Raw genomic sequence first — 25,607 nt, 5'->3', positions numbered from 1 at the left:
CACATCATACTGTGATTGCCTTTTTTTTTTATTGAATTGTATAAGTAACTGAAAAACTAACAGGGCTATAGTAAACAGATGGTGCATGATATTGTACGTACATGTTTCCGTCTTTTTGCGCAGTGAAAATGCGGCTATAACCATCGAAGTATTGTCCGATTAGATTATGATTTGCATCATAAACGCTATAACTAGGAGTCTTACTATTAGGATGGATTGTAAGCTCCTGTCCTTTTTTTAGAAAAATCGGCTCTTTTTCAGAGCTAGTACCTGATTGAAGAGAATAGAACTTTGTAAAGCTTTGTTCTTGTGTAGCTGCTGCTACCTTTGTTTCAGGGATGAAAGCAGTAGCTCCTGTAATTCCTGCAAGTGTTAATGCTCCAGCAATAATCATGTTTTTCATAATAGAAATGCCTCCTTTTAGATGTAATCATTTGTGTTACATCTAATATTTTACATGAAGAAGATAAGGAATGAATATGCTTTTATGCATATTTATTTTTTCTCAATAAAAAACCACCGATTATTCGGTGGTTTGATGATTAAGCTGCTTTTTGCTCTGTTTGCACATTTGTATTTTGAAGTGAGTTATAAACACCAGTACCAATGACTTCTAATGCCATTTTCATACGTTCTGGTGAGATGTTTTCTAGTACATTATCTTGAGGCGTATGGTATACTTTCTCAATATGATAGATTAATGGATCCCAACTATCAACGCCCATCCAAATGAATAGTGCAGAAGGAATACCGACTTCAGCAAATGGAACATGGTCGCTCGAACCGAACTTTCCTTGAAGAACAAGATCATTATTTAGCTCCTTACTAGCTTGTAATGCAGCATTCGTTACAAGGTTTGTTGAACCATCAAGAGTCATCGCATATAAGTTCTTAGCCTTTTCATAGTTTGTGGCAACCATGTCAGCATTGAACACACCTAAAATACGATCACGTTCTTTCTGTGATAAGTTTTGTACATAATGATCAGAGCCTAGTAATCCCCTCTCTTCTGAGCCGAAAGCGATGAACCGAATTTCCTTATCGGTTTCTACATTTTGAAAAGCACGAGCTAACTCTAATACTAATCCTGTTCCAGAAGCATTATCATTTGCCCCAGGTGCCCCTACGACACTATCATAGTGAGAGCTTATAATGACAGCTTTTTCATTTCCAGTACTCTTTTTTGGTTTCTTTTTTGCGATCACATTTGCAGATTGTAAATTTGTCTCATGTCTTGCTTTTAAAGAGAGCGTCAACGTTTTGTTTGTCGCAAGTTCTTCTTTAAATGCATTCCCTTGTGCATAAGCAAGACCAAATACAGGAATGGATTGTTTTTTTGTTAACTTTGGATTAAAAGTTTGCCCATAATTTCCGCGACCGCCAATTAGGCTATATAATAGGACACCTTTAGCTCCCTTTGCTACAGCATTTTCGACTTGTTTGTTATAGTCTGTTACCGTAGCGCCTCGTTCAAATAAAACAATTTTTCCGTTTACTTCATTTGGAATATCATTTACATCTGTTCCATCTTGTACAAAAATGAGTGGAGCGGTAACAGGTTCACTAGAAATAAGAGCATTTGGGGCAGCTCCAGCTTGCCAACTTTTTGATTGTGATAATGATGAGTCTATAAAGCCTACATATTGATCAGGTACAGAGAAAGGTTGATATTCGACCTCATACCCGAGTGATTGTAGTTTCATTCCAACGTAACGGGAAGCCCATTGCTCTGATTTTGTTCCACCAGGGCGTGGACCGATGGTTTCGGATAAGAATCGGACGTGTTCGATGGCGCGATTTGCATCAACTTGTTGGGTAATAGGTGAAGTTTTCATGGTTTCTGGTGGGGAATCAGCCTTTGCTTGTCCGATTGGAGCGAGGCTAATAGCGAGTGTAGCAGCAAGCAAAGAGCTTACTATTTTTTTCTTTAGTAATCTTTTCATATTTTTCTCTCCCATTCTTCTAATCTGTATGACTGACAAAAGAAGATGGTTAACACCCTTTATTTTATTATAAAATTTCTGTATTTTCAATTATTTTAAATTGAGAAATAAGGTGGAACTATAAAATATGTATAGTTGCATATTTTTGGCGGGGGTATGTATGTTATCATTCTAATCGAAGGCTCGCTTTCTCTTTGAAAGCCCCTAAATTGCATGAATCTAGTGTACCCAAACTTTAGATTATGTAGAGAAAAGAGATCCCATTTAGGATTTCTTTTTCTTATTGCTTGAACCTTATGAAGATGATAATCATGTTTTCGCATTCCATGATTATGATCAGTGATATATGTAAGGCATCCATATGAAAAAAGAGGCTGTTCAAGATTTGAACAGCCTCGCCCCGTTAAAAAAGGTGATTCTGAAAAAGAATCACCTTTTTATTTTAGTCTTGTAATTGTGTTAAAATAATCGGCTCACCACGTGTGACAATAATGGTATGTTCGCATTGTGCAACAAGGCTTTTATCTGGTGTAATGAATGTCCAACCATCATCACCGCGTTCAATAATATGATTCGCTTTCATAGAGATGAATGGCTCTACAGCAATAACAAGCCCATCTTTTAAAAGCGCGTTATCCATTGAATCATAGTAATTTAAAATGTGATTTGGCGCTTCATGAAGGCTAAGTCCGATACCGTGTCCTGTTAAGTTTTGAATAACGTTATATCCGTTTTTATGTGCAAAGTTAGAAACTGCACGACCAATTTGATTTTGTTTGGAACCAGCTTTTACTTTTTTCATAGCTGCCCAAAATGCATCTACAGCTGCTTGGCAAAGTTTTTCTTTTTCTTCATCTGCTCCAAGGACAAATGAAATTCCTGTATCCGCATAATAACCATCAAGTGCAGCAGATACATCTACGTTTACTAAATCGCCTTCTTTTAATACACGATCTCCTGGGATACCATGGGCAACTTCTTCATTTACACTAATACACGTTACACCTGGGAAATCGTATTCTTTTTCAGGTGCAGAAATAGCGCCGTGTTCATCTAATACTTTTTTACCAATTAAATCAAGCTCTTTCGTTGTCATACCTGGCTTCGCTTGCTTTTTCATTTCCTCGCGTGCAAGTGCAACGATACGGCCGATTTTTCGTAAACCCTCTAAATCTTGTTCATTACGAATAATCATGAAAACCACTGTCCTTCCTCGAATGTATCTTACCCGATTGTATCACGTTTATTTTTGTCCTGCTACTTGTGTGCAATATACAAGGGTTGATTCTATTCATAAAGAATATGTGACAATTGTCATGTGTAAGTCATGACGCATCATACTGTTTTCTTAGTTTTCCAATTTATACAATATAAACATAAGAAGCAACGGGGGTAGAGAGATGGAAAATATTATTGAAGTAAATAATGTTTCAAAAATATTTAAATATAAAAAAGCAGTAGATCACGTTTCGTTTCATGTGGAGAAAGGACAAATTGTCGCATTGCTCGGTCCGAATGGCGCGGGGAAAACAACAACGATTTCTATGATGCTTGGATTAAAAGAGCCATCAGAAGGAAATGTGTCTCTATTTGGAAAGAGTCCCAAACATCAAAGTGTTCGAAATCGCCTCGGCGCGATGCTACAAGAGGTTAGTGTGATTGATAGTATAACAGTAGAAGAGGCAATTGAATTATTTCGTAGTTATTATACAAGTCCAATTGCAAAAGAAACGTTACTTCGGTTATCGAATTTAGAATCAGAAAGAAAACAGCGATGTGAGAAATTATCAGGTGGACAAAAGAGAAGGCTAAATTTTGCCCTTGCCCTTGCAGGGAACCCAGAATTGCTATTTTTAGATGAACCTACTGTAGGTATGGATATTACATCTAGAAAAAAATTTTGGGAAACAATTCGAAAACTAGCAAGTGAAGGAAAAACAATTATTTTAACAACACATTATTTAGAAGAAGCAGATGCTTTAGCTAATCGAATTTTGTTATTTGCAAATGGGAAAATCATTGCTGATGGAACACCAGAAGAAATGAAAGCAACCATTTCGCAAAAAACGATTTCTTTTTCTATGAAGGAGAAAATCCCAACAGCTTTATTGAAGGAATTACCGCATGTTACGGGTGTGCAGTTTCATAATCAGCGCATCATTTTAAGAACAGATAATATAGATGATACGTTGCGGGCTATTTTTCAAAAGAGTTTACCTGTTCAAGATATTGCAGTGGAACGTGGAAGCCTTGATGAAGCCTTTGAACAGTTTGTTGCAAATCAGAAGGAGGGAATTGTATGAGAGTAGTATGGATGCAGTGCAAAATAGAAATTTTACGTACGTTTCGTAATAAATTATTTATCTTTTTCTCTTTATTAATGCCAGTTATGTTTTATTACATTTTTACAAATGTTATTCAGGTGCCACAAAACGGAGATGCTTGGAAAGCGCATTATTTAATTTCAATGGCAACCTTCAGTATTGTAGGAACTGCACTTTTTAGTTTCGGTGTAAGGCTATCGCAGGAAAAGGGACAAGGTTGGACGCATCTTTTAAAAATTACTCCCCTCCCAGAAGGAGTATATTTAACAGCTAAAGTTATTGCCCAAACAGTAGTAAATGTTTTTTCTATCCTCGTTATTTTTATCGTAGGCAAGGTAATGAATCATGTAGATTTGACATTGGGACAGTGGATCGGTGCTGGATTGTGGCTTTTATTAGGTGTCACCCCATTTTTAGCACTTGGAACAATTGTTGGATCTATTAAGAAAGCTGATGCAGCTTCAGGGCTTGCTAATATTTTAAATATGAGTTTGGCAGTGCTAGGCGGCTTATGGATGCCAATTGAAATATTTCCAAAAGTATTAAGAGCGATTGGAGAATGGACACCAACATATCATTTTGGAAGTGGAGCATGGGATATTGTAGCTGGTAAGTCTATATCGTTGGAAAATGTCGTAATTTTAGGAGGTTATTTTCTCATATTTGCTGTAATATCAATATATATAAGAAAAAGACAGGAAGCGGTATAGAGTGAAAGAGAAGAAGCAGTTTGAACTATTTCCAAAAAATATGGGTTTTTTCCCGTACGTCTGGCTTGTCTATTTAGCATTTCCAATTTATACGCTATCGGAACAGACTGGTTGGAAGTTAGTAATAGGATCCGGTATGCTAGTTGTTTTTGTTCTAGCATATCGGCAACTTTATTTTGTAAAACGAACATTTATAGTATGGGCATGTTTTCAAATGTTTATTGCGTTTTGTTTAGGGATTTTTTATAGCCCCTATCTTATTTTTTTATGCTTTTTTACAGCAAATGCAATCGCATTTGCACCAACAAAAAAATCCTTTCGCGTATTGTTTTCTTTATTGGTGTTAACTGTTGTTGCTTTCATATTCATGTTTTGTCAAGGCTTTTCAGTCACCTCTTTTTTAAGTGGAGTACCGATGTTTATTTTAATGCTTATGATGCCATTTGCGATGCGTAATTTTAATCAGAAAAAGATGCTAAAGAATCAATTAAATGAAGCAAATGAACAGATTAAAGAGCTAGTAAAACGTGAAGAGCGCCAACGAATTGCAAGGGATCTCCACGATACGTTAGGACATACATTATCTCTTATTACGTTAAAAAGTCAGCTTGTTGAGAAGTTGATTGTGAAAAATCCAGAACGTGCCAGCATAGAAGTAAAGGAAATTACACAAACATCGCGAACTGCCTTAAAGCAACTTCGTGAACTCATTTCTGATATGCGAATGATTACAGTAGAAGAAGAATTGGAACAAATAAAGGTGATTTTACATGCTGCTAATATTTCATTAGCAGTAGATCAACAGGCGAGTTTTCATTCATTATCACCGCTTGAGCAAAATATTGTAGGAATGTGCCTGCGTGAAGCCATAACGAATGTTGTGAAACATAGTAAGGCGACATCATGCGAAGTGTCTTTATGCGAAACACAAGGAAAATTGATTTTGCAGGTAAAAGATAACGGAGTAGGTTTCCAAAAACGAAGTCATGATGGAAATGGGATTTTAGGAATGAAAGAGCGGCTTGCACTTATTGATGGTTCATTGGAACTAAAGGAACTGAAGCAAGGAACGATGTTAACGGTGAATGTGCCTATTGTAATTAGAACAGGAAAAGATGGGGTGAGAGCATGATTCGAATTATCCTTGCTGAGGATCAACGAATGCTGCGCGGCGCCTTGGGGGCGCTACTTGATTTAGAAGATGATATTGAAGTGGTTGGACAAGCGGAAAATGGAGAAGAGGCTTTAACATTAATTGAAAAGCTGCAACCGGATGTTAGTATCATGGATATTGAAATGCCGATTCAAAGCGGATTGGATGTTGCTGAAACATTACAGAAGAAGAAATCATCATGCAAAGTAATGATTTTAACAACATTTGCACGTCCTGGTTACTTTGAAAGAGCGATGAAAGCTGGTGTACATGGATACTTATTGAAAGATAGCCCGAGCGAAGAGTTAGCGGAAGCTATTCGCAATGTGATGAAAGGAAAACGCGAAATTTCTCCAGAGCTCATGTTTGGATTATGGCAAGAACAAAATCCATTATCAGATCGCGAGAGAGAAGTCCTTTTATTAGCGAAAGAAGGAAAGGCAACAAATGATATTGCAAAGTCACTTTATCTTTCTCCTGGTACAGTAAGAAACTATATTTCAGACGTATTAGCGAAGCTTGATGCGAAAAATAGAATTGAAGCAATTACAATTGCAGAGGAAAAAGGATGGATATAAAAAAGGGAGTTTACTGATTATATGTTGGTAAACTTCCTTTTTTATAGACAGCCGTTTCAGTAAAACGTTCTAAATTAATAGCTGTAATGCAGATTTTACTTCATTTTTCGACAAAAAATTTGTTATAGTAAGATTAGATTGTTAATTTAAAATTTAGGGGATTTTACCGTTAATAGTTGTAATTACTCCATTGATCGCATCTCTTATCATGCTTATATGTTTTTGTAAGGCGTACTTCGTTTCGTTGTTTGTAAGTTGAAAATCTCCGTGTTTTAGTAATGATCTGTTCTTGTGGAACTTTAGCCTCATTTCTTTCACCTTTCAAATAATTTTAGCAATATTTTTGTTTATATTATTTTGAGATTTGTTAACTTTCTAATGGTTAAACTAGGCTGAGCCATTTTAATTTTTATTGAAATTTTGGGTGTAAATCACTTCCATTGATAACGGAGAAGTAGACTGAAGACAATGAAAACTCCATGAATTTTCACATGATTTGAGGAGAATGTTATGAAAAAAATGTCGAATTTTATATATATTATGCATGATTTCATATCAAATCATATTGAATTAACATTATTGTAGTTGTATGACAACTTAAGAAGAATAGATTGCTGTAATGGGATGGTGAGCGAGCGTGCAAGCAGAAAAGCTAGGAAGCGAAATAAAGAAGATTAGAGTAATGAGGGGTTTAACGCAAAAACAGTTATCTGAAAATATATGTCATCAATCAGAGGTGAGCAGAATTGAATCTGGTGCAGTATATCCAAGTATGGACATACTGCAAGGAATTGCAGCAAAATTACAAGTTCCGATTACCCACTTTTATGAGGTTCTCGTCTATTCTGATATTGAAAGGAAGAAAAGGTTCAAAGATCAAATTCAGCTGCTGAGTAAGAAAAAACAATATGATGAAATTTATAAAATCATTTCCAACGAACTTAAAAAGGAAAAGAGTCATCCTGAGTTTAAACAATTTCTTCTTTGGTACTATTATTTATCTGCATATGTTTTAAAGAAAATTAGTTTTGAATATTGTGTATTAGAATTGAAAAATATTATTCATCAGCAATATAGTAGTGTGGATGTATTTCAGAACTTATATATTGAAAATTCAATAGCTAGTATTTATGCAGAAAATGATCGATTGGAAAAAGCGATAACTTTATTTCAAAACATCTTGAAACAACTAGAATCTTTACATAATAACGAGGAATTTATAATTAAGGTGAAATATAATTATGCAAAATCATTATATTTAAGTGATAAATATAATGAGGCTCTGTATCAAGTGAACCAAGCTATTGAGGTTTCATGTAATATCGGTAGTATGACACTACTGGGGCAATTGTATTATCAAAAAGGGGAATGTTTAGAAAAGTTAGGCTATCCATCAAAGGAAATTGAGGAAGTTTATAATAAAGCGCTCTTATTTTTTGAATTATTGGATTTACATTCATATAAAAAGATATTGCTATGTAAGAAAAAATATATAAATAATTAAACATGGTTAGAATATGCAAAATTGCATGTTTTATGAGGGCGATTTCATGTTATATTTAGGAAAAACAAAACATAGGGTGATAAACATGAAGAAATTTCTTGCTTGTAGTTTAGTAGCAGTAGCAATGCTAGCTGGTGTTGCTTTTGGTGTAGGTCAAGATCAGGCATTAACAAATCAACAAGAAGAAGTACAGTTAGCTTCAGATTTACCTTTTGAACATTAAAATAAAAACAACTGTCTACATTTTAGGCAGTTGTTTTTTGTAGCAACCTTTAGATATTTTCCTCATTCCCAAAGTTTGAATGTAATGATAGGTGCAGTAATCATTGTTTATGTGTTTCTCATTTTTCAATTACAGAAGCTTTATAAAGCTACAGTACACGAGATATATGAAAAACGCATGTAACATCTTCTTTTTTTATAAGCCTTCCTATAAAAAAAACGCTAATATCGTCCCCAGCAATTCCTTTCCTCTATCAATAAGGGATAGAGAACTAACATCTTGCAAGGAAAGTAATACGGAAGATTGAATATCTTTGTTAAACTTCTTTTGGATTGCATGTATAAACTCCTCGTCATACAATAAGCAATTCATCTCATAGTTTATATATAAACTCCTCATATCCACATTGGCAGTTCCAATATCGCATATACGATTATCTATGATAATGATTTTTGCATGGAAGAACCCTTCTTGAAATGCATAAATGTTACACCCAGCTCGCATGAGTTTTCGGCAGTATGGTAATTTTGCTTCTCTTACAAGAGGATGGTCGGCTTTGTTAGGAACAAGAATGGTAATTTGCACACCTCTTTTTCTCGCTTGTAATAAGGCGTTCATAATTTTTTTACCAGGGATAAAATAAGGTGTTCCGATATAGATTTTTTCATTTGCACTTTCAATTAAATGTAAAAATGTAGACTGTAAATAAGCGCCATCTGTTGGGATAAATCGATGAAGAATACTACCGGGTGCTTGTTTTGGAAAATAGATTGTATTCTTTAATAAATCTTGATTTGTATCGTCACGCCAATCATGTAAAAATTGTTTTTGCAAATCTTGCACACCTTCTCCAGTAAGCCGTAAATGATAATCGCGCCACAATCCTAATTTAGGATTGTGACCTAAATATTCTTCCCCGATATTAAAGCCGCCAATATATCCTATTTTCCCATCGATGATTGTAATTTTTCGATGATTTCTTTGATTCGCTGAAAAGAAAAGAAAGGGGAATTTTACTTTGTGGCAAAATGAAAAAGAGACGCCACTGTTTTGTAATGATTGAATAGATTTTTTTGATAATTGATGACTTCCAATTTGGTCAAGAAGGAGACGCACTTCAACTCCTTGTTTCGCTTTATCACATAGCAATTGTAAAAAGACTTGACTGATTTCATCATTTTTCACAATAAAAAATAAAATATGGATATGGTGTGTTGCTTTTCGAATATCGTGAAATAAATTATTATATAAGTCCGTTCCGTATGTATAAAGCTGAAAATTACTACGGCGCAAAGGGAAAGTACGAGGCTTTAGCCGTCTGAGATGAAGGCTTCTGCCATACGAGAGATCTATTGCAATCCAAAGGACAACACTTATTAGTAAAAGAGCTGAAAAAAACATTACCAGTCTTCCTTCCTCGCACTCATTTTTTAGTAAGATGCTTCTCCCTTACTTGCATCACAATGCTTATAGTTTAAACAAAAGAATGTAAAGTGATTCAATCCTAGTTTCTCGTATTTATTTTTATAGGTGATGTAAGAGTATGAAAATAAACAGACTGATGAAAAAAGATGTTGTTGTATAACAAAAAACTGTTGACTGAATGCTCACTCATTATATAATGAGGGTAGGGGGATATAATTCAGAAAATTATATATTTTCGAAGATTCAAAAAGAAGGAAGGTTTATAAGGAGAGGGGTAGCATAAAATGAATAGCTTACTAATCGTAAATTGGCTAGCTTCTATTGCGGTTATTGCTTATGCGGTATATTTGTTTGTATACCTCATACGAACGAGGATGGCCTACATACAATTAGGAAAAAAAGTAGAGTTTGACCGCCGATTTAAAGAGCGATGGGATATCCTCAAAGTGAACGTCTTTGGGCAAAAAAAATTGCTCAAAGATAAAAAGAGCGGTATTATGCACGTTATGTTTTTTTACGGATTTATTCTTGTCCAATTTGGAGCAATCGACTTCATTTGGAAAGGTCTCGCACCAGGATCACATCTTCCACTAGGACCACTATACCCTGCATTTACATTCTTCCAAGAAATTGTCACACTTATGATTTTAATCGCAGTTGTTTGGGCTTTTTATAGAAGGTATGTTGAAAAGCTCGTTCGTTTAAAACGAAATTTTAAATCAGGCCTCGTCCTTATTTTTATTGGAGGCTTAATGCTTTCCGTATTACTTGGTAACGGAGCCGGCATTATTTGGCACGGAGAAGAGCTTTCTTGGAGCGAACCAATTGCTTCTGGAATTGCTTATGTTCTTTCGGGAATAAATGAAATCGCATCCATTTATATATTTTATTTTTCTTGGTGGGTGCATTTACTTATTTTATTAACATTTTTAGTTTATGTTCCGCAGTCCAAACATGCACATTTAATTGCAGGACCGGTAAATGTATTTTTAACTCGCCTTACGAATCCAGGGAAACTTGAAAAGATTGATTTTGAAGATGAAACACAAGAAACATTTGGTGTTGGAAAGATTGAAGACTTTAGACAGACGCAGCTTATTGATTTATATGCGTGTGTAGAGTGCGGACGCTGCACCAATATGTGTCCAGCAACTGGAACTGGAAAAATGTTGTCACCGATGGATTTAATCGTAAAGCTTCGCGATCATTTAACAGATAAAGGAGCGGCGGTAACTTCAAAAGTACCGTGGGTTCCAGCTGTTGCTTTTCACAATACACAAGGTAATCAATTGGCGCTTATGGCTTCTAGTAAAGGACAGCAAGAATCAGCAGCTACAGCACCTTTATATGATCCAAGTTTAATTGGAGATGTCATTACAGAAGAAGAGATTTGGGCTTGTACAACGTGCCGTAACTGTGAGGATCAATGTCCGGTCATGAACGAGCATGTTGATAAAATTATTGATTTGCGTCGTTACCTTGTCTTAACAGAAGGAAAGATGGATGCTGAAGCGCAGCGTGCTATGACGAATATTGAGCGGCAAGGAAATCCGTGGGGACTAAATCGTAAGGAGCGCGAAACGTGGCGTCAAGGTGACGATGAGGTAACCGTGCCAACTGTGAAAGAGAAAACAAAGGCTGGCGAAGAATTTGAATATTTATTCTGGGTTGGTTCTATGGGATCATATGACAACCGCAGTCAGAAAATTGCGATATCATTCGCGAAATTAATGAATAAAGCGGGCATTTCATTTGCGATCCTTGGAAACAAAGAAAAGAACTCGGGAGACACGCCGCGCCGCCTCGGAAATGAATTTGTATTCCAAGAGATGGCAACGAAAAATATTGCCGAATTTGAGAAATCGGGTGTAAAGAAAATTGTTACGATTGACCCGCATGCTTATAACACATTTAAAAATGAGTATCCAGACTTTGGGTTACAAGCAGAAGTCTATCATCATACAGAACTATTAGCCCAGTGGGTGAAAGAAGGACGTTTAAAACCTGTCCATCCCGTTGAAGAGACGATTACGTACCATGATTCTTGTTATTTAGGAAGATATAACGAAGTATATGAAGCGCCGCGCAGCATTTTAAAGGCGATTCCGGGCGTTACTGTTGTAGAAATGGAGCGCAATAGGGAAACAGGAATGTGCTGCGGTGCAGGTGGCGGATTAATGTGGATGGAAGAGACTACAGGCTCACGCATTAACGTGGCTCGTACGGAACAAGCACTTGCTGTGAAACCATCTATTATCGGTACAGGATGTCCGTACTGTTTAACGATGATTAGCGATGGAACGAAAGCGAAGGAAGTTGAAGAACAAGTACAAACACTAGATGTAACAGAGATTTTAGAACGGTCTGTTATTGGGCCAAAGGTAGAAGCGATGTAATTTAGAAGAATTCATACAACTTTAGATAGAGGTGCAGATTGCACCTCTTCTCAACGAAAAGATATCGAGCGAGCGCTCGGCAGTCAAAAAGAAATGGGGGAATTAAAGTTGGTAAGAACAGTTATTTTAAGTGCCGCAAGAACACCAGTTGGAAAATTTGGCGGAGTATTAAAAGACGTGAAAGCAACCAAGCTTGGAGGAATTGCTATTCAAGCTGCACTTGAGCGAGCAAATGTGAACAAAGACGATGTAGAAGAAGTGATATTCGGGACGGTTCTGCAAGGAGGACAGGGGCAAATTCCTTCTCGCCAAGCAGCGAGGGAAGCAGGACTTCCTTGGGAGACACGTACGGAAACAATAAATAAAGTTTGTGCATCAGGCCTTAGAGCTGTGACATTAGCGGATCAAATTATTCGCGCAGGGGATCAAACGTTAATTGTAGCGGGCGGAATGGAATCCATGAGCAACAGTCCGTACATTTTAGAAGGCGCGCGTTGGGGATATCGAATGGGACATAGTAAAGTTGCTGATTTAAATATAGTAGATGGTTTAACATGTTCCTTCTCTGGCGTCCATATGGGCGTATACGGTGGTGAGGTAGCGAAGGAAGAAGGAATTTCTCGCGAAGCACAAGATGATTGGGCGTATCGCAGTCATCAACGTGCAATTGCGGCACAGAAAGAAGGGCGATTTGACGAGGAAATCGTACCTGTATCCGTACCACAGCGCAAAGGTGATCCAATCGTTGTTGCGAAGGATGAGGCGCCGCGTGCAGATACAACAGTCGAAAAATTAGCTACATTAAAGCCTGTTTTTGATAAGACAGCGGCAGTAACAGCTGGAAATGCACCGGGCCTTAATGATGGAGGGGCGGCGCTTGTATTAATGAGCGAGGACAGAGCGCGGCAAGAAGGCAGAAAGCCAGTAGCGACCATTTTAGCGCATACAGCAATTGCTGTAGAAGCAAAGAATTTTCCGAGAACGCCAGGTTATGCAATAAATGAGCTTCTGAAGAAAACGGGAAAAACAGTGGATGATATTGATTTATTTGAGATTAATGAAGCCTTTGCAGCAGTTGCAATTGCGAGTGCAAATATTGCTGGAATTGCAACTGAGAAGATCAATGTAAATGGCGGAGCAGTTGCGATGGGGCATCCGATTGGAGCGAGTGGAGCACGGATTATTGTTACTTTGATTCATGCGTTGAAGCAGCGCGGCGGAGGAATTGGAATCGCTTCGATTTGTAGCGGCGGTGGCCAAGGTGACGCAATTATGATTGAAGTTCATTAATAAAAAGGGGGAGAAGAAATGAGTATACAAAAAATTGTTGTAATCGGTGCTGGGCAAATGGGATCAGGTATTGCACAGGTGTGTGCAATGGCTGGTTATGAAGTGTTTATGCAAGATGTAAAGCAAGAGCAATTAGAGAAGGGATTCGGTGTAATAACTAAAAATTTAGCGCGCCAAGTAGAAAAGGGACGTATGGATGAAGAGGCGAAGGACGCAACATTACGTCTTCTTACAACTACAATTGAATTAGATTGTGTAAAAGAAGCAGATCTTGTTATTGAGGCTGCTGTAGAAAAAATGGATATTAAAAAGAAAATTTTTGCAAATTTAGATGAAATTGCTCCGGAACATACCATTTTAGCGACAAATACTTCTTCATTGCCAATTACCGAAATAGCAGCAGCAACAAATCGACCAGAGAAAGTGATCGGTATGCACTTTATGAATCCTGTACCAGTAATGAAATTAGTGGAGATTATTCGCGGACTTGCAACAGATGATGCCGTGTATAAAGCAATTGAAGATATTACAAAGAAAATTGGGAAAGTGCCCGTTGAAGTAAATGACTTCCCTGGTTTTGTTTCGAATCGTATTTTATTACCGATGATTAATGAAGCGATTTATGCGCTATATGAAGGTGTCGCAACGAAAGAGGCGATTGACGAGGTCATGAAGCTTGGAATGAATCATCCAATGGGGCCGTTAACATTAGCAGATTTTATCGGCTTAGACACATGCTTATACATTATGGAAGTATTGCATGAAGGCTTAGGAGATAGCAAATATCGTCCATGTCCGCTATTGCGGAAATATGTAAATGCTGGCTGGCTCGGTCGAAAAACAGGTCGTGGTTTTTACGTATATGAGTAAAGGGTAAGAAAAGGTAGGTCTCCATCTTTTTTCAAAGTAGTAGTCTTACCAGAGAATTGAAAAGATCGATAGCAAATGGAGGCGAGGCATATGAATTTTCATTTTACAGAAGAACAACAAATGATGAGGAAGATGGTTCGGGATTTTGCTCAAAAGGAAGTTGCTCCCTTTGTTCCAGAGATGGAACAAGGGGTGTTTCCTAGAGAGATTTTGAAGAAAATGGGGGAACTGGGATTGATGGGAATTCCAGCACCGGCAAAGTATGGCGGTGCTGAAATGGACTTTATTTCTTATATTTTAGCGATTGAAGAACTATCAAAGGTAAGTGCAGCCATTGGGGTGATTTTAGCGGTACATACATCTGTTGGCACAAATCCTATTTTATATTTTGGAACAGAAGAGCAAAAGAAAAAGTATGTTTCAAAGCTTGCAACAGGAGAGTATTTAGGGGCATTTGCTTTAACGGAGCCAGGTGCTGGGTCTGATGCGGGCAGTTTGAAATCAAGAGCTATCAAAGATGGGGATCATTATGTGATTAACGGCTCCAAAATATTTATTACAAATGGAGGCGAGGCGGATACATATATCGTATTTGCTTCTACAAATTCAGAGGCAGGAAAGAGCGGAATATCTGCATTTATTGTAGAGAAGGATACGCCAGGCTTAATTATTGGAAAAGATGAACATAAGATGGGGCTTCATGGCTCTCGTACAGTGCAGCTTACTTTTGAAGATATGAAGGTTCCAGCTGAGAATTTACTTGGCGAAGAAGGACAAGGCTTCAAAGTCGCGATGGCAAATTTAGACGTTGGCCGTATTGGAATTGGAGCGCAGGCACTTGGCATCGCCGAGGCGGCACTCGCTTGTGCAGTAGACTATGCAAAAGAACGCAAGCAATTTGGGAAGCCGATTGCCGCGCAGCAAGGGCTTGGCTTTAAGTTGGCGGATATGGCAACGAGTGTAGAAGCCGCACGACTGCTTGTATATAGGGCGGCTTCGCTTCGAGTACAGGGGCTTCCGTGCGGGAAGGAAGCTTCCATTGCGAAGCTATTTGCTTCTAAAACTGCAGTGGAAGTTACAATTGAAGCAGTCCAAGTATTTGGTGGTTACGGTTATACAAAAGAGTATCCCGTAGAAAGATTGTTCCGCGATGCGAAAATTTGTGAAATTTATGAGGGAACGAGTGAAATACAAAGACTTGTAATTAGTAGAGCGCTGTAATAGAAGAGCATGGGGAGGAAAGGGTTATGCATTTCAAGCTATCTGAAGAACATGAAATGATCCGAAAAATGGTACGCGACTTTGCAAGGAATGAAGTTGCTCCCACAGCGGCAAAGCGAGACGAAGAAGAAAGTTTTGATCGCACTTTATTTGATCAAATGGCAGCCCTTGGATTAACAGGGATTCCGTGGCCTGAAGAATATGGCGGAATTGGAAGCGATTACTTAGCCTATGTAATTGCAGTAGAGGAATTATCGCGTGCTTGCGCTTCGACGGGTGTAACGTTATCTGCACATACTTCTCTGGCAGGATGGCCTATTTTTAAATTTGGCACAGAAGCGCAAAAGCAACAGTTTTTACGCCCGATGGCAGAAGGAAAGAAAATCGGTGCATATGGTTTAACGGAGCCAGGTTCAGGATCAGATGCGGGGGGGATGAAAACGACAGCAAGGCGCGAGGGAGATCACTATATTTTAAATGGTTCTAAAATTTTTATTACGAACGGTGGTATTGCGGATATTTACGTTGTTTTTGCCTTGACTGACCTAGAAGCGAAGCAGCGCGGCACAAGTGCTTTTATTGTAGAAAGTGATGCGCCGGGATTCTCGATTGGGAAGAAGGAGAGTAAGCTTGGTATTCGCTCTTCACCAACGACAGAAATTATATTGGAAGATTGCCGCATCCCTGCTGAAAACTTACTTGGTGAAGAGGGACAAGGATTTAAAATTGCCATGCAGACGCTAGACGGCGGTCGCAATGGCATTGCCGCGCAGGCAGTAGGGATTGCACAAGCTGCTTTAGATGCTTCTGTGGCATATGCGAGGGAGCGACATCAGTTTGGAAAACCAATCGCCGCGCAGCAAGGGATTAGTTTTAAATTGGCGGATATGGCAACGAATGTAGAAGCAGCGAGGTTACTCACGTATCAAGCGGCTTGGCTTGAATCCGAAGGGCTTCCTTACGGAAAAGAATCGGCGATGTCAAAGTTATTTGCTGGAGATATAGCGATGAAAGTAACAACGGAAGCGGTTCAAGTATTTGGTGGTTACGGATATACGAAGGATTATCCAGTAGAGCGCTTTATGCGCGATGCGAAGATTACACAAATTTATGAAGGAACGCAAGAGATTCAAAGGCTTGTCATTTCTCGTATGTTAACAAAATGAGAGGAAAAAGCGTAGGGAGTCTCCTGCGCTTTTTCTGCAAACGAAAGAGAGGTAAAGGGGATGGTTAAGCATAATGTGCAGGCATCAGTGAAAGATGAGAAGTTAGTGGCGCTAAGACGCGAACAAATGATTAAAGGGGCTGTACAGCTTTTTAAGCAAAAAGGGTTTCCACGTACGACGACGAGAGAGATTGCGAAAGCGGCGGGATTTAGCATTGGTACACTGTATGAATATATTCGTACAAAAGATGATGTTTTGTATTTAGTTTGTGATAGTATTTATGAACATGTAAAAGAACGGTTAGAAGAAGTCGTTTGCACAGAGAAGGGCAGCATCGAAAGTTTAAGAAAAGCGATCACAAATTATTTTAAAGTGATGGATGAATTGCAAGAAGAAGTATTGATTATGTACCAAGAAGTTCGCTTTTTACCAAAGGAATCTTTGCCATATGTATTAGAAAAAGAGTTTCAAATGGTAGGGATGTTTGAAAAGATTTTAGAGCATTGTACAGAAAATGGGACGTTCAAATTAACAAAAAAGGAAATTCAGTTGCTTGCTCATAACATTTTTATTCAAGGGCAAATGTGGGGTTTTAGACGTTGGGCGCTACAAAAAATGTATACATTAGAAGAGTATACAGAAATGCAAATTAGATATGTATTGCATGGAGCGCACATGCTTCCAAAATAGACAAATCGTTCATATGAAAAAGTCTTGGATGAAAGTGGATCATAGCTGTAATCATTTTGTTCAACACTTGTGAAAGTTTCACGTTTTTTTTGTAGCATATTTGCTGGAGTTTTGTTTATAATGAATAGTATGGATTTTTTTAAACAGGCCGTTATATATAGGATTATATTTTTAGAAAGGAAGTGCCGCATAAGTGGATTTTAAGCAATATTCTCCAGAAGAGCTACAAGAATTTTCCATGATTGAAGTTGTACATAGTGTTTTAGAGGACAAAAAACAAGCAACATCATTCCAGGATTTAGTTCAAGAAGTTGCTCAAGTACTTGGATTATCTCAAGAGCAAGTTAATGCGCGAATTGCACAATTTTATACAGATTTAAATATCGATGGACGTTTCATCAATTTAGGAGAAAATCGTTGGGGTCTTCGCACTTGGTATCCATATGAACAAATTGATGAAGAGATCCTACCTCAACCGAAAGCTAAGAAGAAACGTAAAGTTGAAGAAGAAGAAGACTTTGATGATTACGTTGAAGACGAGGAAGACTTCACTACTTTAGATGAAGAAGACGAGGAAGACGTCGATGATTTAGACGATGTTCTTGATGACGACGATGATCTTGATGATTTAGAAGAAGACGATGATTTTGGTGATGAAGAACTTGAGTATGATGAAACTGAAGAGGAAGAGGAAGAACTGTAGTCCTTGACTTTTCATTATCGTCCATGTAGAATCATTTTTGGGCTCTTTAAAAAAGGACGATCATACTTTTTAAGTGTAAATATAAAAGAAAATTGCTCCCTACTTATTACATTTTGTAATGAGGGGAGCAATTTTCTTTTTTGTTTTTTGTTTAGAAAATAAAAAGAGTCTAACAATAAGATAGATACATTGTTATCTACATACGTTGCGCTTTGCAACGGTGATTATATAACAAGAAAGCAGAAGGGAGTACTTTCATGACTAAGTATATTTTTGTAACAGGCGGTGTAGTATCGTCTTTAGGTAAAGGGATTACAGCAGCATCTCTTGGAAGACTTTTAAAAAATCGTGGTTTAAATGTAACCATCCAAAAATTTGATCCATACATTAACGTAGACCCAGGAACAATGAGTCCATATCAACACGGTGAGGTATTCGTAACAGATGATGGTGCGGAAACAGACTTAGACCTTGGTCACTACGAGCGTTTTATCGACATTAATTTAAACAAATACAGCAACGTAACAACTGGTAAAATTTATTCTTCTGTTCTTCAAAAAGAGCGTCGTGGTGAATATTTAGGAGGAACAGTACAAGTTATTCCTCATATTACAAATGAAATTAAAGAGCGTGTATTCCGTGCTGGTCGCGAAACAAATGCGGATGTTGTTATTACAGAAATTGGTGGAACTGTTGGTGATATCGAGTCTCTACCATTCCTAGAAGCAATTCGCCAAATTAAGAGCGACATTGGTCGCGATAACGTAATGTACATTCACTGTACATTAATTCCGTACTTAAAAGCAGCGGGTGAAATGAAAACAAAACCAACGCAACATAGCGTTAAAGAACTTCGTAGCTTAGGTATTCAGCCAAATATTATCGTTGTTCGTACAGAAATGCCTGTTTCTCAAGATATGAAAGATAAACTTGCATTATTCTGTGATATCGATCCAAAAGCAGTTATCGAAGCTGCAGATGCAGATACATTATATGCAGTTCCATTATCTCTTCAAGAGCAAAACATGGACCAAATCGTTTGTGATCACTTAAAACTAGACAACGCTCCTGCAGATATGACAGAGTGGAAAGCATTAGTTGATAAAGTACGTAACCTTTCTAAGAAAACAAGAATTGCTCTTGTTGGTAAATATGTAGAGCTTCAAGATGCATACATTTCTGTTGTAGAAGCACTTCGCCATGCAGGATATACATTTGATACAGATGTAGAAGTAAAATGGGTAAATGCTGAGCATGTAACAGCAGAAAATGTAAAAGAACTAGTTGGCGACACAGATGGTATCCTTGTACCTGGTGGCTTCGGTGACCGCGGTGTAGAAGGGAAAATCGTTGCAATCCAATATGCACGTGAAAACAAAGTTCCATTCCTAGGAATTTGCTTAGGTATGCAACTTGCATCAATCGAATTTGCACGTAACGTATTAGGATTAGAAGGAGCGAATTCTTCTGAAATTAATCCTGACACGCCTTATGCAATTATCGACTTATTACCAGAACAAAAAGATGTAGAAGACTTAGGTGGTACACTTCGTCTTGGTTTATATCCATGTAAGCTTGCTCCAGAAACAAATGCTTACAGAGCTTATAACGAGCCGGTTGTATATGAACGTCATCGTCATCGTTATGAATTCAATAACCAATTCCGTCAAGAGATGGAAGACGCTGGATTTATCTTCTCTGGTACAAGCCCAGATGGCCGTCTAGTAGAAATCATTGAATTACAAGATCATCCATGGTTTGTGGCTGCACAGTTCCATCCAGAACTTGTATCTCGCCCAAATCGTCCACAACCATTGTTCCATGATTTCGTACAAGCTTCTATTACAAATAAAGAAAGCAAGTAAGAAAAAAGAGCTCGTTCAAAGTTTATACTTTTGGACGAGCTCTTTTTCCATTCTTTCGTATTGGTTTGTCAGTTAGCCGACATGTATCATTTATCCCGCTATTTTAGGGCAGTAAGACTCCCACCTCAAGATTCAGAAAGAAGCAAGGAAGATAGGTGGGAGTAGGGCTGCCCGTAACAGCCCGATTGGTGAGGGCTCATAATCAGTGGGGGATGAAGAAAACCCCCACTGATTAAAGTTTCACTTTATATTCTTCAATCATCTCATCAATTGTAAATTTTAAGCCATGATATGCAAATAAGGATAAGATTAAACTTGGGAACCCATAACGGTTGCCTTCATCATTTGGAATTAAGCCTTTTAATAACCTTGTATCAATATGTACATCTGTAAAGTGTTCTAAGGATTCAGCACCTTCTTGAATTGCTGAAATGCCGACGATAGAGTGGCCCTCTTCTTGCAATTTCTTGGCGATTGAAACAACTTCTTCATCTGTTGAGAAACGACTGATGAGGAGTACACGATCTGCGGAAGTGACTTCTGCTTGCTTTCCATGTTCTATGAAACGCTTCGCTTTTGGAAGTGGCTCTGCGCCATATAAAGCTTCAGCTACAACACCTTCCATTTCGTTTTTACCATGCAAATAAATGATACCATCGCCGACTAATGCTTGTGCGAGTAAGCGCGCACTATCTTCTATATTCATCTCTTCTTTTTGAGAAATTCTTGTAAAGTAACCGCTAAGCTGGGTGGAAAAAATCTTTAACATTGTAAGGCTCCTTTCAAATATGTTGAGGCGGCTTTCATTATAGCTTATTTTTAAAAGAAAGGCGAAGTGATAAGGGTAGCATATCAAAATGGGAAGCAGTAAAATAAGAAAGAGCTGGAAGGAATTTGATAAAAAATAGCGAAAGTAAATCGAATAAGATATAAGAAGCTTCAAATCTTGTACTTACACAGAAAGGTTGGGGATTATGGAAGGGAAAATTTTAATCGTTGATGATCAATATGGCATTCGCGTGTTATTGCACGAAGTGTTTCAAAAAGAAGGTTATCAAACGTTCCAAGCTGCAAATGGATTTCAAGCTTTAGATATCGTAAAAAAAGATAATCCAGATTTAGTAATATTAGATATGAAAATCCCAGGGATGGATGGTATAGAGATTTTAAAGCATGTCAAAGAGATCAATGCAGATATTAAAGTGATTTTAATGACGGCTTATGGAGAACTAGATATGATTCAAGAAGCGAAAGATTTAGGTGCTTTAATGCATTTTGCAAAACCATTTGATATCGATGAAATTCGTCAAGCAGTGAGAAATGAAATCGCTGTAGAAGCATAAAAAATGAATTTTTTATAAAAAAAATGGAAAAAAGCGTTTACATAGGCTGGTGAGCAGGTGAATACAGTTGAGTTTTTGAGTACAAGTTGTTATCCTATTGAGTGTAGAAAAAAGTCCGGTATGTTGATATACATAATCTTCCTTATTCTGGTCATACTACCAGCGATAAGAACTTATCGGATACAAAAAACGTTTTTTAGGAGGATTCACCATGCCTTTAGTTTCCATGAAAGAAATGCTAAACACAGCACTAGAAGGAAAATACGCAGTTGGTCAATTCAATATTAACAACTTAGAATGGACTCAAGCTATTTTAGCAGCTGCAGAAGAAGAAAAATCTCCTGTAATCCTAGGTGTATCTGAAGGTGCAGCTCGTCATATGACTGGTTTCAAAACAGTTGTAGCTATGGTTAAAGCTTTAATCGAAGAAATGAACATTACTGTTCCTGTAGCGATTCATCTTGATCATGGTTCAAGCTTTGAAAAATGTAAAGAAGCAATTGATGCAGGTTTCACATCTGTAATGATCGACGCTTCTCACCACCCATTCGAAGAAAACGTTGAAACTACTAAAAAAGTAGTAGAATACGCACATGCTCGTAACGTATCTGTAGAAGCTGAACTTGGAACAGTTGGTGGACAAGAAGACGACGTAATCGCTGATGGCGTTATCTACGCTGATCCTGAAGAATGTAAACACCTTGTTGAAGCAACAGGTATCGATTGCCTAGCTCCAGCTTTAGGTTCTGTACACGGCCCTTACAAAGGTGAGCCTAACTTAGGATTTAAAGAAATGGAACAAGTTCGTGACCTAACTGGTGTACCTTTAGTACTTCACGGTGGTACTGGTATCCCAACTGCTGACATCACAAAAGCTATTTCTTTAGGTACTTCAAAAATTAACGTAAACACTGAAAACCAAATCGCGTTTACAAAAGCTGTTCGTGAAGTATTAAACAAAGACCAAGAAGTTTACGATCCTCGTAAATTTATCGGACCTGGCCGCGAAGCTATCAAAGCAACTGTTATTGGTAAAATTCGTGAATTCGGTTCTAACGGTAAAGCGTAAGAATAAAATTCCGTTTTGGAAACCGTCTACTCTTTTAGACGGTTTCCTTTCGTTGTACAATGAAAGCGTGAACAAGTCGTAAGATTAATTAAATTTCTAAATTTATTCGTACGCCCATATAGAAATGGAACAAAACGCAGTCCTATTAAGAAATGTAATAACGTATGTAAGATGATGAACGATCAATCTTGACAGGCAGTGAGTCTTCATCTATTCACGAAAGATATAACAATTTTTAGGTGAGGTCTTACTGCTTGTTAAGTTCAGACTAAAATAAAATGTTTTACATAGTTTGTTGACCAAGTGGGATTCTTAAGGAAAGTAAATACATTCACAGGAAGGGAGCTCAACATGGAAAAGTTGCTGATTGAAGGTGGAAGGCCTTTAAATGGATCAATTCGCGTGAGCGGTGCAAAGAACAGTGCTGTCGCTCTAATTCCAGCGACAATTTTGGCTGATACTCCAGTAACCATTGGTGGTGTGCCTAATATCTCAGATGTAAAAATGTTAGGGGACTTATTAGAGGAAATTGGAGGAACTGTAACGTATGGGCAAGAGGAAGAGATGATAGTTGATCCTTCCAAAATGGTTGCCATGCCTTTGCCGAATGGAAAAGTAAAAAAATTGCGTGCTTCATACTATTTGATGGGCGCTATGCTTGGCCGTTTCAAAAAAGCTGTAATTGGGCTTCCTGGTGGATGTCACTTAGGTCCAAGACCAATTGATCAGCACATTAAAGGGTTTGAAGCGTTAGGTGCACACGTAACAAATGAACAAGGTGCAATCTATTTAAGAGCGGATGAACTGTGCGGGGCGCGAATTTATTTAGATGTAGTAAGTGTCGGAGCAACCATTAATATTATGCTAGCGGCTGTAAGGGCAAAAGGTAGAACGATAATTGAAAATGCAGCAAAAGAACCGGAAATCATTGATGTAGCTACTTTATTGACAAGTATGGGAGCTCGAATTAAAGGTGCTGGTACAGATGTCATTCGTATCGATGGTGTAGAGTCCTTGCATGGATGTCACCATACGATTATTCCTGATCGCATTGAAGCTGGGACATATATGATTTTAGGCGCTGCTTCTGGTGGCGAAGTAACGGTTGATAATGTGATTCCCCAGCATTTAGAATCTGTTACGGCAAAGCTGAGAGAAGCTGGTGTACAAGTTGAAACGAAGGATGATCAAATTAAAGTAAATGGTGATTGTAAATTAAAAACAGTGGATATAAAGACATTAGTATATCCAGGATTTCCAACAGATTTGCAACAACCTTTTACAACGCTTTTAACGAAAGCATATGGTACAGGTGTTGTAACAGATACAATTTATGGGGCTCGCTTTAAACATATTGATGAGCTGCGCCGAATGAATGCAAAAATTAAGGTAGAAGGTCGTTCTGCGATTGTGACAGGACCTGTATCACTGCAAGGTGCAAAAGTGAAAGCAAGCGACTTACGTGCAGGAGCAGCACTTATTATTGCCGGCTTAATGGCAGATGGAATTACAGAAGTAACAGGACTTGAACATATAGACCGGGGTTATGAAAATATAGTAGACAAGCTTAAGGGACTTGGTGCGAATATTTGGCGAGAACAAATGACGCAGCAAGAAATTGAAGAAATGAAGAATGCATAACATGTATTGTCATTATATGACGAAAAAGTGAATATGTAGTACTTTTGTTAATGAAGAACGAAGGGTTACGATTAACAGAAACAGTACTTTATAGAAAAAAGAATTTGCAAAATACGGCATAACTATTAAGAATCAAAGGAGAGGAATTATTGTGGAAAGAAGTTTATCTATGGAGTTAGTGCGTGTAACAGAGGCTGCGGCATTATCATCAGCACGTTGGATGGGACGTGGGAAGAAAGATGAGGCAGATGGTGCAGCAACATCTGCAATGCGTGATGTATTTGATACAATTCCAATGAAAGGTACAGTTGTAATTGGTGAAGGTGAAATGGATGAAGCACCAATGCTGTACATTGGAGAAAAATTAGGAACAGGATACGGTCCTCGTGTTGATGTTGCAGTTGACCCATTAGAAGGGACAAACATTGTAGCGGCTGGAGGATGGAATGCTCTTGCTGTTATTGCGATAGCAGACCACGGTAACCTGTTACATGCCCCTGACATGTACATGGATAAAATTGCAGTTGGACCTGAAGCGGTTGGTGCAGTTGATATTAATGCTCCTATTATTGATAATTTACGTGCCGTAGCGAAGGCAAAAAATAAAGATATTGAAGATGTGGTAGCAACAGTGCTTAACAGACCACGTCATCAAGAGATTATTGAAGAAATTCGTAAAGCAGGTGCTCGTATTAAATTGATTAATGATGGTGATGTTGCTGGAGCGATTAATACTGCATTTGATCGTACAGGTGTAGATATTTTATTCGGTTCTGGCGGTGCGCCTGAGGGAGTACTTGCGGCAGTTGCGTTAAAATGTCTGGGCGGCGAGATTCAAGGGAAATTACTTCCGCAAAATGAAACGGAATTAGCTCGTTGCAAAAAAATGGGTATTGAAGATATAAACCGCATTCTTCGCATGGAAGATTTGGTTAAAGGTGATGATGCAATCTTTGCAGCGACAGGTGTAACAGACGGAGAATTATTGCGCGGAGTTCAATTCAAAGGTAGCGTCGGCACAACACAATCTCTCGTTATGCGTGCAAAATCTGGAACAGTTCGCTTCGTTGACGGACGCCACAGCCTAAGCAAAAAACCAAACCTAGTTATCAAGTAAAAAGCGTAAGCAGCTTGCTCAGAATGGAAGGGGGATGGAGCTTCAGACGGAGAGGCGCTCTTTGCCTCGTAGGAAGAAGCGAAGCCACCGCCCATTCTAGCTGCTGAAGCTAGATCAAACAAAAAGCGTAAGCAGCTCGTTCAGAATCACAGGACATTGGAGCCCCTGACGAAGAGGCGTTCTATGCCTCGAAGGAAGGAGCGAAATGACTGGAGATTCTAGCTGCTGAAGCTAGATTGTATAAAAGGTGTAAGCAGCTCGTTCATAATGGAAGAAGTAACTCAATATTCTTCGGAAATGAGTTAAATAGAGGAATTGGAAGTTACATTTCACAAGCGGAGACAAAATTTTTTGTCTTCGCTTGTTGTATTTGTGT

Annotated in this window: 22 protein-coding genes and 1 pseudogene; 18 read left to right on the top strand and 5 right to left on the bottom strand. The window is 38.2% G+C overall.

The annotated features are described in order from the left end of the window. Positions 1-28 precede the first annotated feature (28 nt). The 3 genes from MR063_RS10925 to map form a co-directional block, all read right to left on the bottom strand. A complete protein-coding gene (locus MR063_RS10925) occupies positions 29-403 on the bottom strand; it encodes a hypothetical protein (protein WP_242197573.1) in 375 nt (124 codons plus the stop codon). A gap of 139 nt (positions 404-542) precedes the next feature. Further along, positions 543-1,943 (bottom strand): M28 family metallopeptidase, encoded by a 1,401-nt coding sequence (locus MR063_RS10920; RefSeq protein ID WP_242197570.1) that lies wholly within the window; start codon positions 1,941-1,943, stop codon positions 543-545. A 442-nt stretch (positions 1,944-2,385) separates the two neighbouring features. Continuing rightward, a complete protein-coding gene (map, locus tag MR063_RS10915) occupies positions 2,386-3,138 on the bottom strand; it encodes a type I methionyl aminopeptidase (protein WP_242197567.1) in 753 nt (250 codons plus the stop codon). A 205-nt stretch (positions 3,139-3,343) separates the two neighbouring features. On the opposite strand from map, the gene MR063_RS10910 reads away from it, so the two are divergent. From MR063_RS10910 to MR063_RS10885, 6 genes are all read left to right on the top strand, one after another. Next, on the top strand, positions 3,344-4,246 hold the full coding sequence (locus MR063_RS10910; protein WP_242197565.1) for an ABC transporter ATP-binding protein: 903 nt from the start codon (positions 3,344-3,346) through the stop codon (positions 4,244-4,246). After that, on the top strand, positions 4,243-4,977 hold the full coding sequence (locus MR063_RS10905; protein ID WP_242197562.1) for an ABC transporter permease: 735 nt from the start codon (positions 4,243-4,245) through the stop codon (positions 4,975-4,977). The genes MR063_RS10910 and MR063_RS10905 overlap by 4 nt, the downstream gene beginning before the upstream one ends. A gap of 1 nt (position 4,978) precedes the next feature. Continuing rightward, positions 4,979-6,109, top strand: a complete 1,131-nt coding sequence (locus MR063_RS10900; RefSeq protein ID WP_242197559.1) for a sensor histidine kinase — start codon at positions 4,979-4,981, stop codon at positions 6,107-6,109. Next, the gene (locus MR063_RS10895) at positions 6,106-6,708 is read left to right on the top strand and encodes a response regulator transcription factor (protein WP_242197556.1); all 603 of its coding nucleotides are present in this window, start codon (positions 6,106-6,108) and stop codon (positions 6,706-6,708) included. Before MR063_RS10900 ends, MR063_RS10895 begins: the two co-directional genes overlap by 4 nt. Before the next feature lie 637 nt (positions 6,709-7,345). Next, positions 7,346-8,212: a helix-turn-helix domain-containing protein gene (locus MR063_RS10890; protein ID WP_242145169.1), complete on the top strand. Its 867-nt coding sequence runs from the start codon at positions 7,346-7,348 to the stop codon at positions 8,210-8,212. An 85-nt stretch (positions 8,213-8,297) separates the two neighbouring features. After that, complete coding sequence (locus tag MR063_RS10885; protein ID WP_012096314.1) at positions 8,298-8,435, top strand: quorum-sensing peptide PapR; 138 nt, start codon at positions 8,298-8,300, stop codon at positions 8,433-8,435. 207 nt (positions 8,436-8,642) lie between these two features. Here MR063_RS10885 and cls read toward each other — a convergent pair whose 3' ends face one another. Continuing rightward, a complete protein-coding gene (cls, locus tag MR063_RS10880; RefSeq protein ID WP_242197553.1) occupies positions 8,643-9,836 on the bottom strand; it encodes a cardiolipin synthase in 1,194 nt (397 codons plus the stop codon). A 308-nt stretch (positions 9,837-10,144) separates the two neighbouring features. Between cls and MR063_RS10875 the strand changes: the two genes are divergently transcribed. From MR063_RS10875 to pyrG, 8 genes and pseudogenes are all read left to right on the top strand, one after another. Next, positions 10,145-12,256 carry a (Fe-S)-binding protein gene (locus MR063_RS10875; protein WP_242197550.1) on the top strand — a complete coding sequence of 704 codons (2,112 nt, stop codon included), beginning with the start codon at positions 10,145-10,147 and terminating at the stop codon, positions 12,254-12,256. A 9-nt stretch (positions 12,257-12,265) separates the two neighbouring features. Next, positions 12,266-13,546, top strand: a pseudogene (locus tag MR063_RS10870) (acetyl-CoA C-acetyltransferase). 18 nt (positions 13,547-13,564) lie between these two features. Next, the gene (locus MR063_RS10865; RefSeq protein WP_242197547.1) at positions 13,565-14,416 is read left to right on the top strand and encodes a 3-hydroxybutyryl-CoA dehydrogenase; all 852 of its coding nucleotides are present in this window, start codon (positions 13,565-13,567) and stop codon (positions 14,414-14,416) included. Between the two features lie 90 nt (positions 14,417-14,506). Further along, a complete protein-coding gene (locus MR063_RS10860; protein WP_242197544.1) occupies positions 14,507-15,637 on the top strand; it encodes an acyl-CoA dehydrogenase in 1,131 nt (376 codons plus the stop codon). Positions 15,638-15,663: 26 nt separating this feature from the next. Beyond that, a complete protein-coding gene (locus MR063_RS10855) occupies positions 15,664-16,803 on the top strand; it encodes an acyl-CoA dehydrogenase (protein ID WP_242197541.1) in 1,140 nt (379 codons plus the stop codon). Between the two features lie 60 nt (positions 16,804-16,863). Then, positions 16,864-17,493 (top strand): TetR/AcrR family transcriptional regulator, encoded by a 630-nt coding sequence (locus MR063_RS10850; RefSeq protein WP_242197537.1) that lies wholly within the window; start codon positions 16,864-16,866, stop codon positions 17,491-17,493. Positions 17,494-17,686: 193 nt separating this feature from the next. Beyond that, positions 17,687-18,196 carry a DNA-directed RNA polymerase subunit delta gene (gene rpoE / locus MR063_RS10845; protein ID WP_242197534.1) on the top strand — a complete coding sequence of 170 codons (510 nt, stop codon included), beginning with the start codon at positions 17,687-17,689 and terminating at the stop codon, positions 18,194-18,196. A gap of 257 nt (positions 18,197-18,453) precedes the next feature. Further along, the gene (pyrG, locus tag MR063_RS10840) at positions 18,454-20,061 is read left to right on the top strand and encodes a CTP synthase (RefSeq protein WP_242145177.1); all 1,608 of its coding nucleotides are present in this window, start codon (positions 18,454-18,456) and stop codon (positions 20,059-20,061) included. A gap of 232 nt (positions 20,062-20,293) precedes the next feature. Here the strand turns inward: pyrG and MR063_RS10835 are convergent, their stop codons facing one another. Continuing rightward, the gene (locus MR063_RS10835) at positions 20,294-20,830 is read right to left on the bottom strand and encodes a DUF2529 domain-containing protein (RefSeq protein WP_242197531.1); all 537 of its coding nucleotides are present in this window, start codon (positions 20,828-20,830) and stop codon (positions 20,294-20,296) included. Positions 20,831-21,035: 205 nt separating this feature from the next. Here MR063_RS10835 and spo0F point away from each other — a divergent pair, with 205 nt between their 5' ends. The 4 genes from spo0F (at position 21,036) to glpX (ending at position 25,231) form a co-directional block, all read left to right on the top strand. Then, positions 21,036-21,404: a sporulation initiation phosphotransferase Spo0F gene (gene spo0F, locus MR063_RS10830; protein WP_242145179.1), complete on the top strand. Its 369-nt coding sequence runs from the start codon at positions 21,036-21,038 to the stop codon at positions 21,402-21,404. 211 nt (positions 21,405-21,615) lie between these two features. Then, complete coding sequence (locus MR063_RS10825; RefSeq protein WP_242197528.1) at positions 21,616-22,473, top strand: class II fructose-bisphosphate aldolase; 858 nt, start codon at positions 21,616-21,618, stop codon at positions 22,471-22,473. Positions 22,474-22,824: 351 nt separating this feature from the next. Beyond that, positions 22,825-24,114 (top strand): UDP-N-acetylglucosamine 1-carboxyvinyltransferase, encoded by a 1,290-nt coding sequence (gene murA / locus MR063_RS10820; RefSeq protein ID WP_242197525.1) that lies wholly within the window; start codon positions 22,825-22,827, stop codon positions 24,112-24,114. Between the two features lie 151 nt (positions 24,115-24,265). Further along, positions 24,266-25,231, top strand: coding sequence for a class II fructose-bisphosphatase (glpX, locus tag MR063_RS10815; RefSeq protein ID WP_242197522.1), 966 nt, complete (start codon positions 24,266-24,268; stop codon positions 25,229-25,231). The last annotated feature ends 376 nt before the right edge of the window (positions 25,232-25,607 follow it).

Source organism: Bacillus cereus group sp. BfR-BA-01492 (assembly GCF_022662815.1).
GTDB classification, from domain to species: Bacteria; Bacillota; Bacilli; order Bacillales; family Bacillaceae_G; genus Bacillus_A; species Bacillus_A cereus_BD.
Note: the sequence above shows the minus strand (reverse complement) of the source record. Positions and strands in the feature narration are given on the sequence as shown.